This is a genomic window from Desulfitobacterium sp., from assembly GCF_035539115.1.
Lineage (GTDB): Bacteria > Bacillota > Desulfitobacteriia > Desulfitobacteriales > Desulfitobacteriaceae > Desulfitobacterium_A.
The window spans coordinates 1-13,704 of the sequence record NZ_DATLJA010000033.1 but is presented as its reverse complement, the minus strand read 5'-3'; the positions used below and the strand labels follow the sequence as shown (position 1 = coordinate 13,704).

Below are 13,704 nucleotides of genomic sequence, written 5' to 3'. Positions count from 1 at the left end.
AAAATAACTTTTAGGAGGTACAACACCATGCGACTCAAAAAAATAGCTCTATTAGGGGGAACAGGAATCTTGGCGCTTACACTAAGCGCTGGGGTTGCGTATGCGGTTCCAAGCGTTAATGCATCTCTAAATAATCAAGGTAATGCCGTTACTGAGAATGTTGCGACTAAGGAAAAGGTTGAAACGCACCAAGAACGCGGAGCGGATCTGGCTGGAATTTTGGGTATGGATGCTAACGTGTTCAGTCAGGAACTAAAATCCGGTAAAACTCTAGCTCAAATTGCAGCCACCAAAGGAATGGATGCTAACACCTTGACGCAAAAGCTTCAAGCGTTATTTAATGACAAAATTGACAAGGCTGTGGCGAACGGAAAGTTGACTGCAGACAAAGCGGCTACGATGAAAACGAAGACTGCTGAAAGAGCTGCCAGTGCAATGAATAAAACTTGGACTGGGCATGAACGAAAGGATGGTAAAAAAGAAAGTGTATTTAAAAATGTTCGGCAGCAAATCCCTGCTTTGCTTGGCATCGATGCTACCCAACTAAAAGAACAACTAAAAAGCGGTAAATCTCTGGCGCAGGTTGCTCAGGATAAAAAGATTAATAAGACTGACTTGGTTTCCAAGGTGCAATTGATCATGAAAGCGAATTTAGACCAGGCAGTAAAAGATAAAACAATAACTGCCGATCAGGCAACTCAGATTGCGAGCAAACTTCCCCAAATGATTGAACATATGGTGACTCGAACTGACTCCGATAAAGAAAACTTGGCTTGCGCCAAGCCTCTGGCGTAGGCGGAAGCCTTAGTTGCACTTATGCTATCTGCCGGAAATTTATACTTTCTGTTAGTATAAAGAAAACTTGGCTTGCGCCAAGCCTCTGGCGTAGGCGGAAGCCTTAGTTGCACTTATGCTATCTGCCCAAAACTTATACTTTCTGTTAGTATAAAGAAAACTTGGCTTGCGCCAAGCCTCTGGCGTAGGCGGAAGCCTTAGTTGCGCTTATGCTATCTGCCGGAAATTTATACTTTCTGTTAGTATAAATAATCTTTGAAATTGCCCTCGGCAGTGCCGAGGGCAATTTCAACTTCATCGCGACAGTTCCTCGAATTTAGTTCAAAATTGGGTTTATAAAAACAAATCGTTTAACTTTTAGGAGGCCCAAAAACTCCAACTTTGCGTAAGGCTTCATAACTGATGACAATTGCAGGTCCCATCAGAATACCTCCTATTCCCAACAACTGCATCCCTATATACATCGAGATGAGCGTAGGTAGCGGTTGTAACCCAAGCCCTTTGGACATGATCTTAGGTTCAAGAAACTGGCGAATCACAAGGGTAATGACCCACATTGATATCACCTTGAACCCCTCTCCGAATAATCCCATTAAAAATAAGCCGACAATCCAAGGTCCAAATAAAATGCCCGTGCCCACAATTGGCACTGCATCCAATAAGCCTGCAAGCACACCGAGTGTAACAGCATACCGATTGCCAATAAGAAGCAAACCGACGATGGTTGTGAATGCTGTCACTGACATTAAAATGGCTAGAGCACGTAAATATCCCACGCCGGCCGCTCCCAGGTCCTTACTAACAGTCTGAGCACTGACGTGCCAACGGCGTGGAAACAGGTTAGCCATAAACTGTTTTACATTGGGAAAACTTGAGCTCATCATTAATGTCGCAACAAGGGAGACGATCATCACAATAAATATACGGGGTAATGCTGTCAGAAAACCAAGTAAAAACGCACTCCCCGATTTAGCCCATTCTTGAAGCGTTCTTGCCAAAGTTTCCGTCGATGTAGTTAAAGCGCTTTGGATTTGAGGGTTTACCTTGACAAACTTTTCCACAATATCCACTTGTCGTGAAACGAAATCCATGAGATAGCTATAATTAGGCAATGTGATTGCTAAATCTGATAATTCAGTATAAAGACGGGCAACAAACAAAAAAACAAAAAGGCTCAATACGGCAATTGCTAGAAGAAGAGTAATTACTGCTGCATACGGCCGACGAATGCGTATGACTCGCATCAAGCGCACAACGAGTGGTTCTAACAAAGCGGCGAGAATAAGCGCAATAAAAAACGGTAGAAAGACACTAAACGTTCTGGAAATCACTTCACCGAAAACAGTCAAAAAGTCTTGAAAAAAGTATGTAAAGACTTTCAACAAGACAAGTACAGTTGTTACCACCGTAAGCCTGTTTACACTTGTCCATAGAAGATGTTTCTGGCTGCTCAACGCTTTCACCTCACGAAAGTAATTCTACCCCATAATATTCAACATGTTTAACATCTATCACTTTATAACCTTTGACATTATGACATTTTCGGTAGTAACAATTAACATCCATTATCCCCCTTTTTGAGCAATTAGAGATGTTCTTATTATACATCTACCCTACCCTCTAAAGTAATTGACGCCGCCTTCAAAAAGGGGCTGATATTTATTGCCGGAAATATTGATGGCTACTCCTGCTCCTGCTCTTTCGCTATGACCCATCTTTCCGAGGATCCGGCCATCCGGGCTTGTAATACTTTCAATAGCTTCATAAGATCCATTGGGGGTATAAAGGACATCATTACTGGGGTTGCCGTTAAGATCCACATATTGAGTCGCGACTTGCCCATTAGCTATCAGCTTCTGAATCACGTCTGGATTAGCGACAAAGCGTCCCTCCCCGTGGGAAACGGCAATCGTATGAATATCGCCGAGTTCTACCCCGCTAAACCAAGGAGATAAAGCAGACACAATTTTGGTTTGAACCATACAGGAAACGTGTCGTCCGATTTTATTATAGGTCAGCGTTGGCGAGTTCTCGGTTAAGTCCACAATTTCTCCGTACGGAACAAGGCCGAGTTTAATCAAGGCTTGGAAGCCATTGCAAATGCCCAGCATCAAACCGTCTCTCTGATTCAGGAGTTTCATCACTGCTTCCTTAATTCGTGGATTTCTAAACATCGTGGCGATGAATTTCCCCGAACCGTCCGGTTCGTCCCCGGCGCTAAAGCCACCCGGCAGCATGACAATTTGAGCTTGCTCAATCATCCTCACCATCTCGTGAATGGATTCTTCTACATCTGATGCTGAAAGGTTTCTGATCACGAGGGTATCAACGATTCCTCCCGCTTTCTCAAAGGCCTTCGCCGAATCATATTCACAGTTCGTCCCCGGGAAAACCGGGATCAGGATTCTCGGTTGAGCGACTTTTGTGGATAACTTATGCGTGTTGCGTCGGTCATAGCGAATTGTTTGCGGCTCAACCCCATTTTCCGTTTCAGTCGGGAAGATTTTCTTGAGGGGCTTTTCCCACGCTTCAAAAGCAGCGTCTACCGGAATATCTACGCCGTTCAATCTGATCATCGGGTTTTCCTGGGTCGAGCCGAGCCATTGATAGATTACCTCACCGAAAACTTCCTTCAGGTTAACCTCTTCCCCGATTTCCAGGACGATCGAACCGTAGTCTGGGCGGAACACGTTCTTAACCTCAACCTGATCGTTAAACGTCATACCGATCCGGTTGCCAAAAGACATTTTGCTAAGAGCTACGGCTAGCCCGCCCATCCGCACAGTATATGAAGCCAGAACCTTTCCGGAACGGATCAGCTCATTGACTTTGGTGTAGTTCTGACTCAGACGCTCAAAATCAGGAAGCTCATTTTCATCGCGAACGGCTGGAAGGAGAACCACTTGGCTGCCCGCCTTTTTAAATTCCTGGGATACAACCTGCTCTATCTTCATCACATCGACAGCAAAAGCGACGAGTGTCGGAGGTACATGTCGGTCCATAAACGTCCCCGACATGCTGTCTTTCCCGCCGATAGCCGGAATTTCCAGTTTCTTCTGGGCATAATAGGCGCCCAGTAAGGCACTAAAAGGTTTTCCCCATTTTTCAGGATCTTGGCCCAACTTTTCAAAATACTCCTGCAGGGTCAGCCGAACCTTCTGATAATCCCCGCCAAGCGCGACGATCTTGGTTACGGCATCGACTACAGCATAGAGAGCCCCGTGGAAGGGACTCCATTTGGCCAATTGCGGATTATAGCCGTAGGACATTACGGTCGCCGTATGGGTTTCGCCAGACTGAACTGGCAGTTTAGCAACCATACCTTCTGCCGGAGTCGCTTGATATTTGCCACCATAGGGCATCAGCACCGTATTCGACCCGATCGTCGAGTCAAATCGCTCGACCAAGCCTTTTTGACTGCAGACATTTAAATCCTGCAAATTGGCCAACCAAGCCTCCGTTAAAGCTGTAGCCTTATTTACTCCAGCTAACCTTTGCTCGATCGTTGCTGGCAATTTTTTAAAGTAATTCTGACTGGCATCGGGGAGATTAACTTTGACATTGGCCCGTTGTTTAACTCCGTTGGTATTCAAAAACTCGCGGCTAATATCGACAATTGCCTGGTCCCGCCAAACCATTTTTAAGCGGGGGTTAGTCGTGACGTTGGCGACGAGTGAGGCTTCCAGATTTTCCTTTTGGGCATACTTAACGAACGCCTCAAAATCTTCGGCAGAAATAACGACGGCCATTCGCTCCTGAGATTCGGAAATCGCGAGTTCCGTTCCATCTAGCCCTTCGTACTTTTTCGGAACCGCATCCAAGTTGATCTCCAAGCCTTCGGTTAATTCCCCGATCGCTACGGAAACACCCCCGGCACCGAAATCATTACAACGCTTGATCATCGTACTGACCTTATTATTACGGAACAACCGTTGAATTTTTCGTTCGGTTGGAGCATTTCCTTTTTGGACTTCCGCCCCACAGGTCACGAGGGACTCTGCCGTGTGTTCCTTGGAAGACCCAGTAGCACCGCCACATCCATCCCGACCTGTTCTTCCACCGACGAGTACGATAACATCTCCTGGCTCAGGCGTTTTACGAACCACATTAGCCCGAGGAGCTGCTGCAATCACGGCCCCGATTTCCATTCGTTTGGCCACAAAATCTTCATCATATACTTCAGTCACTTGACCTGTAGCTAGTCCAATTTGGTTTCCATAGGAACTGTACCCCTCAGCTGCACCCATGGTTATCTTTCTTTGTGGGAGTTTGCCGGGTAAAGTATCCTCCATTTTGGCTCGCGGATCAGCACTTCCAGTTACGCGCATCGCCTGGTAAACATAGGTACGACCAGACAAGGGATCGCGGATCGCTCCGCCCAGACAGGTCGCAGCCCCACCAAAGGGTTCGATTTCGGTAGGATGATTATGGGTCTCATTTTTAAACATCACCAGCCACTCTTCATTCTGGTCGTCGATGTCTACATTCACCACAATGCTACAGGCATTGATTTCATCGGATTCATCGAGGTCTTGTAAGAGACCCTTTTTCTTCAGTTCTTTTGCTCCCATAATAGCTAAGTCCATCAGGCAGACATCTTTGTTAGGAAGCTTTTCACCGTAAACATATTCCCGGGTTGCGAGATATTCTCCGTAAGCCGTGTTCAGCGGATCGGAAAAATCTCCTTCATCAATCGTAACGTTCTCAAGCTGAGTAAAAAATGTGGTATGCCGACAGTGATCCGACCAGTAGGTGTCAATCACGCGGATTTCGGTAATCGTCGGGTTTCTTTGCTCCGTATCTCGAAAATAGCGCTGGCAAAAAGCCAAGTCCTCATAACTCATGGCCAAACCTGCACCCTCGAAAAACGCTTTCAGTTGAGCTGGGGTTTTAGCGCTAAAGCCTTCCAATAATTCGACATCAGGCGGGATGTCCGGTTCAAATTCTAGGCTCTCAGGTTTTTCTAATGAAGCTTCCCGTGATTCAACAGGGTTGATGCAGTAGTTCTTGATGTTATCAAAATCTTCAGCAGTGATTTGACCGGTCAGTATAATCACTTTCGCCGAAGCGATATTGGGCCGTTCATTCTGGGTCAGGATCTGGACGCATTGGGCAGCAGAATCCGCCCGTTGATCATACTGTCCGGGTAGATATTCCATGGCGAAAACTCGATCCTTAGAGGGAATCTCCAATTGTTCGTCATAGACCCAATCCAGTGGAGGTTCGGCAAAAATAATCGGACGAGACGCCTGATATTCCTCCTCTGTTAACCCTGATATATCATAACGGTTGATGATTCTTAAGCCGGCTAGCCCTTTGATCCCTAGATTCTCTTTTAAATCGTTCAAGAGCCCCCGAGCTTCAATATCAAATCCTGGTCTTTTTTCAACATAAATTCTTTTGACGGCTTGTAATTCCATGTCTGCCTCCATTTCAGTAGTGTTGTTTCCGAACTTTCGACCATATTTTCCCCTAATCGTTCTATTTTTATCATAATACCACGATATATCCTCTTCGACTACCCTAGAGAGCTTTTGTTTTTAGCTAAACAGTAAAGAAAACCCGGCTTTCGCCGAGCTTCAGCGATAAAGAAAACTTGGCTAGCACCAAGCCCTAGCGAAGGTGCTAGCCCTAGTTGCCTTATCCTGCCGGACTTAACTACGTGCATCGTAGGAAAGCGAAACCGCTGGTTGCACTTATGCTATCTGCCGAAAATTTATACTTTCTGTTAGTATAAAAAAACTCTGCCCACACGAAGTGAACAGAGTTGGTTGGTGATTTGGTAGCCCCAACGGGATTCGGACCCGTGTTTCCGCCTTGAGAGGGCAGCGTCTTAGGCCTCTTGACTATGGGGCCATGGCTCCGGGACTAGGATTCGAACCCAGGCTATGTGATCCAGAAACACACGTGCTACCACTACACAATCCCGGAAAAAAGCAACATGCTGATTATATTAAAAAGGAATACAAAACACAAGTCTCAAATATCATCACTTTTATATTAAGTATTACATTATTAGTTAGTTATGTCTATTAAGCTTCCTCTTTCTCAGTTTTAGAAGTATTAATGAATTTAACCGCCTGTTCAAGACGTATAAGACATTTTTCTTTCCCCAAGACAGCCATGACATCGAATAAGCCAGGGCTCATGGTACGTCCGGTTAAGGCCAGTCGAGTGGGGTGAATGATCATACCGCCCTTAATGTTCAACTCTTCTATCAGAGCACGATAGGCTTTCTCGGTATTTTCAACCGTGAAATCCTCAACCTCAGCGAGGCACGCTTTGCCTTTAGTTAGTAGATCGGCTACACCGTCTTGACTAAAATATTTCGTTTTACCCTTCTCATCATAATCCGTAACCTCTTGATATAAATAACGGCAAGCCTCAGCAAGCTCCTGTAAGGTCCGCACTCTTTCACGCACGGTTTTGATGACGAGTACGAGATAGTCTGGATTTTGTTCTGCTTCTTGCGGAGTTAGGATGCCCCCCTGAAGAAGAAAGGGGATCGCCTGATTGGTTAGCTTCTCTAGGTCAACCTTCGTGATGTACTGGCCATTAAGCCAAACCAATTTTTGAATATCATAGATTGCTGCCGTTTTTGAGACTTTATTCAATTCAAACGACTGGATCGTCTGTTCAGGAGTAATGATCTCATCTTGCTCTTCCGTCGGTGACCAACCTAAAAGGGTTAAATAATTGATGATCGCTTCCGGAAGACAGCCCATATCCTTAAATTCACTCACCGAAGTCGCTCCGTGACGTTTGCTAAGTTTACTGCGATCTGGGGCCAAAATCATCGACAAGTGGGCAAACCTAGGAATCTCATACCCCAAGGCTTGATAAAGGAATTGTTGTTTCGGAGTATTGGATAGATGTTCTTCAGCCCGGATAACATGGCTAATCTTCATGGCATGGTCATCAACAACACAAGCAAAATTATAGGCCGGTAACCCATTAGATTTCATAATGATGAAATCATCAAACTGGTCAAAATTAAAACGAACCTCTCCGCGGATAATATCCTGGACAACAGTATGACCGGAATTCGGTAACTTTATCCGAATCACCGGTTTAAGTCCCTGCTCAAATCGTTTCTGAACTTCCTCAGATGAAAGGTCACGACATTTCCTATTATAGTGAAAAGGTACCCCTTCTTGACGTTGTTTCTCCCGCTCTACTTCTAATTCTTCCGCGGTACAAAAACAATAATAAGCCTTACCGCTTTGGATTAGCGATTCAGCAGCTGCTGTATAGAAATTCTTTCTCTGGGATTGATAATACGGGCCAAAATCTCCTCCCTTTTCTGGGCCCTCATCCCAATCAATTCCTAACCATTTTAAGCTATCGAGAATTTGGCCTACTGAGTCTTCTTTTAATCTTTCCGTATCCGTATCCTCAATCCGAAGAACCAGTTTACCTTTGTTTTGCCGTGCAAAAAACCAATTGAATAAAGCCGTTCTAGCCCCACCAATATGCAAATAGCCAGTCGGGCTGGGTGCAAAGCGTACTCTTACCTGTTCCATGATGACTCTCCTTATATATTTAGTTTGATGCTTTAGGTTTTAGCCGTATAATTTATTGATTATGAAATTTATCAACATATTATTATATATCACAAAAGAAGAGGTTTACAACGTCAAATCTCTTCTTTAATTGCAAATCAAATTGGACTTGCTCTATGCATAATCGTATCTCCTACGATATAATATCCTTAATTGCCTAAATTACAACAGTAAGGAGAATTATTATGTTTCGCACTATTCTTTGGTTTATCTATTTTGGGATATATCTTCTCGCCATTTATCCGTCGCTTCTGAGAGTAAAGCACTTAGCGAAGATCGGAAAAATTGCCGAACATGACCAACTCACAAATCAAGTAGCAAAGAAATGGGCTCGTTCTCTCGTAAAATTTGCCGGTGTCACTGTAACAACCACTGGGGAGGAGAAAATCCCCGCTGATAGCTCAGTTCTCTTTGTAAGTAATCATCAGGGAAATTTCGATATCCCTCTTCTCTTGGGTTATATCGATAAGCCCAAAGCTTTCATCGCAAAAATCGAGTTACTAAAGTTACCTCTGATTCGAACTTGGATGACTCAAATGAATTGCGTTTTTATGGACCGCTCGAATATCCGTCAATCCCTTAAAGTCATTAACCAAGCTGCAAATTATCTTAGAGATGGGTATACGATGGTCATTTTCCCGGAAGGTACTCGAAGCAAAGGTGAGGCCCTTGGAGAATTCAAACCTGGAAGCATGAAGTTGGCGTTAAAGGCTGGTGTTCCCATTGTTCCAATTACAATACGTGGTTCCTATAAGATAATGGAACAAAACGGCTTTATTATTAAGCCCGCCCATGTCGAAATTATGATTCACGATCCTCTTCCTACGACTGGACTAAGCAAGGAGCAAGCTTCGGGATTACCGGAAAAAGTCCGGGAAATTATTGAACAAGGTTTATAAAAAGGAATGACCTCTTCACCTACCGTGAAGAGGTCATTTGATAAAGTATATAATCCTGCAAAGTTCCTCCAGACTAAACCATTGAGTAATGAGCAAGACTCACCTACTTCATTCGTTCAGGACATGTCGTTCTAACTAAACACCTTTCTGAAGATTTGTTGATCCCCCTTGAAAAGGGTAACGCTGTGTGGGTGTTGAAGAACTTGAACGAAACATTTTGGGAATGGACAACTGAGATGACTGGAAACTATTTTCTGGGGATAGACGAAATGGGAAAACTAAACTAACTGAGAAACTACTGGACTCTAAACTAAGTCAATTTGAACCGGGAATTTGGAAACGCTTTAAAACAAACTAACGCCGGAGGAACTCTGCAGGAAAATGAACGATAGGTACAACAAAAGCCATCCCTAAGGGTGGCTTAATCCATTCGGCAACATTCATGATTCCATCTAACTTTGCCGCGGATTGCATACCAGCCCTCATCGGTAGAAAGTTAAAACCTAGAATTTATGAACAATGACTTTACTATTTCTTTATGAGTTTATAATAAATCTATTTTCCGAATTTGTCAATACTCTTTGCTATTAATATAAAGCTATTCCCATAAATTCTCCATCAATTTGTCTATCTCTTCTTTGTTTTTCTTCGTCTCTTCCCGATCAATACGATATATCCCGTTTTCCTTATAAATAACATCACCTTCGTGTGCCTCAAGGGGTAATAACTTTCGTTCGATATCTAACTTTTCCCTGTTTTCTAATTCAATTACCACTATATTTCCTTCAAATCGATCAATGATCCCTCTCATTGACTTTTCCTCCCTCCTGTAAAAGTAATCGATTGACCATCTGATTCGGCGAGAACCGTTCCAGATTCATCTGTGCGATAAACGTTCACACCCGCTTTCTGGAGTCTCGTTAACGTATTTGCTGTGGGATGTCCATAATCATTATCTTTACCCACAGAAATGACCGCATACTTGGGTTGAACTTTAGTCAAAAATTCAGCAGAGGTTGAGGTTCGAGAGCCATGATGACCTACTTTCAGGACATCAGCCTTGAGGTCATATCCTGCTTTAATCATTTCTTGTTCTGATTCGGATTGCGCATCTCCTGTGAACAAAAATGTAGTTTGCCCATAAGTTAACCGGAGGACTGCGCTATAATTATTTACTTCCTCATAGTGGGTTGAGTTCGGGGCGAGTAACTCGGCGTCAACTTCAGAACCCAAATCCAGCTTTACTCCTGCTTTAGCTTCCGTAATTTTAAGACCCTTTTGACTAATAGCGTTTATTAGACTGCGAAACGATTGGGTAGTGGACGTTTCTTTAGGCATGATAACTTTACCGATTTCAAAAGCATTTGTAACCGTATCTGCCCCGCCGATGTGATCAGCGTGAGGATGTGTCCAAATCGTGACATCGAGTCGTTGTACGCCCTGGCTTTGAAGATAGGAGACAACTTTATCTCCTTGATTATTTTCTCCAGCATCTATCAACACAGTTTTCCCATTGGGAATCTGGATCAGGATCGAATCCCCTTGGCCTACATCAATATAGGATACGCGGAGGTTTCTACCTCCATTTTGGAGCGGTGTTGAGGCGACTTTTGGGGTCGCAGTAGGTGCTGAGGTAGGTGCAGTCGCAGTTGTTTCTAAGGAATTAACGGTAGAACCGCAACCTGCGACGAGTCCAATCGAACTAACGATCAGCAAGCCTACAACAAAAGCCCGGGCGAGGTTTCTTTTAAGTTTAGAGCACCGCGTCGTCATTTTTACCTCCGTATTAATTAATCAAATTTATAATTTATGTCTTTTTCTTCTTTCGTTTTAAAAGAACGATGATTACTGTCAGGGCGGTTAGGGCTATCCCCATCCCAGCGGCTATTCCCTGAGCAACAGAAGTTGCCGAAACAAAGCTAGATTGAAATCCAGTAGAAGTTTGATAGCCTAACCCGAGCCTAAGAGATCGGATTCCGGGAATAAAGTTCACTTGATAAATGATATGTCCGGCGATAACGAGCGGCGTTAAGGCAAATACGAGCTTGATTCGGTCAGAGGCAGCTTTTGTTTTGAAGGGCTTACCCAGCCACCAACCGAGCACTCCCCCAAGAATGGCGAAGAGAAAGTAAGCGAGCGTAAAGGAAAGTTTCCACTGGGTCGAAGGCCACGTCTTCTGAAGTGGCTCAAAATAGCTTATCGGTATAAGGATTGTAAACAATACCCCAATGAATACGGTATAGCCTTGATTGACACGTTTAAGGTGCCAAACTTCCCGTGCCGGAACCCGTAAATTGACTTGGACAGAACCATGTGGACAATTGCGAACACAGTTAAAACATAACTTACAATCCAAGTTGTTATCGAGATACGGAAGATGTTGCGACATTGGGCAGCCTTTTACGTCCCCTTTACCAACATAGCAATCGAAGGTTGTACATTTATTCAGGCAGACTGCAGGATCAGATCTGACCTCAATGAGGGAGCCGATGGAAGCGGTGCCGATAAAGCCCCCAAGAGGACAAAAATGACGGCACCAGGCATGACGGGGATAAAGAACACTGATAAATATTGCAGCTAACTGAATAATAATCAGTAAGACGCTCGTATAAAGCGGATTAGATCGCATATCCGTGAGGATCTCGACCCAAAAGATCACCAAAAATAAGGCGCTGACAATCAAATAATCATATTTAATGAATATGGCAGGAACAGGACGTTGAGGATGAAATTTATTTTGGAAAAAATCCATGATTGTTGAGAACGGGCAAATCGTGCACCAGACTCTTCCCAAAAAGGGTGAGATAATTGCCAGTATAGGCCACCATAACCCCCAAATCAAGGTGAATATTTTCATCATTACGGATATTTGAGGAGAGAAGATTAGCCCAGCAAGGACAAGGAGAAATAGGGTAGCGGAGAGATTGCGTATCCAAAGAAGGAAATTCCCTTTCTTTAATAACCTATCAACGAAGGGCCAGCGTAAGAGGTTGATTTTATGACCGACCTGTTCAGAAGTCGGGCCAAAAAAGATCTGCTCTAAGCCAATGGTATTTTCTGCTGCGAGAAAAAAAGAACGTTCAAGAACCTGAATTAGCTCGGTGACATTTCCTTGTCGATAATGGTGAGAAAGTAAAAGCTGGGTTGCTTCCGAGGTGAGGATAGGTGTCTTGCGGTGATTTTTCTGGGCTAGCTTTTCGAGAATTCCCTGTGCAAGAATGGGAATATCTCTCTTTCGTTCGCGCAGTGGTGTAATCAAATACTTATGGCTGAAACAAGCATGAAGTTCAGGAAGAAGCTTCTGAACCGTATTATGCGGTTCGATTTGTAAACTTCCAATCACTAAGCAGTTGTTTGTTGGGGATTGAATTATGTGTGCTAGTTCTAACTGGATTTTAGGTGATATATCATCGATTTCCTGAATGAACAGGGTTCCACCAGCCGCAACATCAAAAAGCTTATAATAGGGCAAACCGGAAGGGTAGAAATCTTCGTCGCTAGCCTCTAAAGTCCCCCATTGTTGGTCAAAGCGGTGACCATCCACTACAACAAAAGGGGCAGCTTCTCCGTAGAGATTTTGATGAGCGTACCACGCCATCATTTGTCGCCCAGTTCCACGTTCTCCCTCAACTAGCAAGTTTCCTGGGTGTTGTTTAATTTCTTCAAGTTTGCGTTCGACTTCTTTCGTTGTTTTTACGCTGCCCCAGATTCCATAAAACTTGTCTTGATATTGGGTACGCTTTATCGCCGAACGTAAAACTTCCTTATATTTGTTCTCAGAAAGCATCTGGGTCGTTTCATTGAGATTTTCAGTCAATTCGCCAATAATGGTTCGGTAAATTTGCGGTTTACGCAGGAGGATTCGGGCAAATTCATCCGCCGTTATACTTAGAACGCGACTATTTTCCCGACACTGTACAGAGTAAGGAAATGGTTTGCCTGTGAGTAAGCAAATTTCGCCCAACACTGTATCTGGACCCGCGATATCTATTTGAGGGGAGGTATACTCCTCTTTGTTTGTGCGGACTTCGACGCTCCCTTCGCAAAGCACATAGAACGACGAAGCTCGCTGCCCTTGCTCGATAATTGTTTCTCCTTGAGAGTAGTCTTCCCACCTGAATTCGCTGGCCAGTTCAGTTATTTCCTCGGGGCTTAACGCGGAGAAGAAGGAGATTTTCGCGAGATAGTGCACTTTTTCCTTATTCATTAAATCACCTTCTTCAAATTTAGCTAGAATAAATAATCGTCAGAATTTTCTTTGTTATTATAGTTTAGCTTATTTTTGCTGCTTATGAAAGTCTTTTTTAGAACCCAAGTTTGGCGACATAAATTACCAATGCAAGCTGGGAGCGGGTTTCAGGTTTCAAGAAATCTTTGTAGTCCCTAATCAAAAACAGAACCCCTTTAGCCCAGTAAAATCAATAGTTCGGAGAGGTCATTTTCCAATT

General features: G+C 43.9%; 8 protein-coding genes and 2 tRNA genes. 2 read left to right on the top strand and 8 right to left on the bottom strand.

Features of this window, described 5'->3' with window-relative positions:
* The first annotated feature begins 27 nt into the window (after nucleotides 1-27).
* A complete protein-coding gene (locus tag VM640_RS06315) occupies nucleotides 28-795 on the top strand; it encodes a hypothetical protein (RefSeq protein ID WP_325390577.1) in 768 nt (255 codons plus the stop codon).
* A 350-nt stretch (nucleotides 796-1,145) separates the two neighbouring features.
* Here the strand turns inward: VM640_RS06315 and ytvI are convergent, their stop codons facing one another.
* The 5 genes from ytvI to gltX form a co-directional block, all read right to left on the bottom strand.
* Nucleotides 1,146-2,249, bottom strand: a complete 1,104-nt coding sequence (ytvI, locus tag VM640_RS06310) for a sporulation integral membrane protein YtvI (RefSeq protein WP_325390576.1) — start codon at nucleotides 2,247-2,249, stop codon at nucleotides 1,146-1,148.
* Nucleotides 2,250-2,408: 159 nt separating this feature from the next.
* On the bottom strand, nucleotides 2,409-6,215 hold the full coding sequence (locus tag VM640_RS06305) for a phosphoribosylformylglycinamidine synthase (protein ID WP_325390575.1): 3,807 nt from the start codon (nucleotides 6,213-6,215) through the stop codon (nucleotides 2,409-2,411).
* A gap of 360 nt (nucleotides 6,216-6,575) precedes the next feature.
* Nucleotides 6,576-6,651, bottom strand: a tRNA-Glu gene (locus tag VM640_RS06300).
* 1 nt (nucleotide 6,652) lies between these two features.
* A tRNA-Gln gene (locus VM640_RS06295) sits at nucleotides 6,653-6,726 on the bottom strand.
* Between the two features lie 101 nt (nucleotides 6,727-6,827).
* Nucleotides 6,828-8,318 carry a glutamate--tRNA ligase gene (gltX, locus tag VM640_RS06290; protein ID WP_325390574.1) on the bottom strand — a complete coding sequence of 497 codons (1,491 nt, stop codon included), beginning with the start codon at nucleotides 8,316-8,318 and terminating at the stop codon, nucleotides 6,828-6,830.
* A 224-nt stretch (nucleotides 8,319-8,542) separates the two neighbouring features.
* On the opposite strand from gltX, the gene VM640_RS06285 reads away from it, so the two are divergent.
* Nucleotides 8,543-9,256, top strand: coding sequence for a lysophospholipid acyltransferase family protein (locus tag VM640_RS06285; RefSeq protein WP_325390573.1), 714 nt, complete (start codon nucleotides 8,543-8,545; stop codon nucleotides 9,254-9,256).
* Between the two features lie 598 nt (nucleotides 9,257-9,854).
* Here VM640_RS06285 and VM640_RS06280 read toward each other — a convergent pair.
* Genes VM640_RS06280 through VM640_RS06270 form a run of 3 tightly spaced genes read right to left on the bottom strand, consistent with a single transcriptional unit; the run spans nucleotide 9,855 to nucleotide 13,463 of the window.
* Nucleotides 9,855-10,067, bottom strand: coding sequence for a DUF3006 domain-containing protein (locus VM640_RS06280; RefSeq protein ID WP_325390572.1), 213 nt, complete (start codon nucleotides 10,065-10,067; stop codon nucleotides 9,855-9,857).
* Complete coding sequence (locus tag VM640_RS06275; RefSeq protein WP_325390571.1) at nucleotides 10,064-11,029, bottom strand: ComEC/Rec2 family competence protein; 966 nt, start codon at nucleotides 11,027-11,029, stop codon at nucleotides 10,064-10,066. Before VM640_RS06275 ends, VM640_RS06280 begins: the two co-directional genes overlap by 4 nt.
* Nucleotides 11,030-11,063: 34 nt before the next feature.
* Nucleotides 11,064-13,463 (bottom strand): cyclic nucleotide-binding domain-containing protein, encoded by a 2,400-nt coding sequence (locus VM640_RS06270; RefSeq protein WP_325390570.1) that lies wholly within the window; start codon nucleotides 13,461-13,463, stop codon nucleotides 11,064-11,066.
* Nucleotides 13,464-13,704 lie beyond the last annotated feature (241 nt).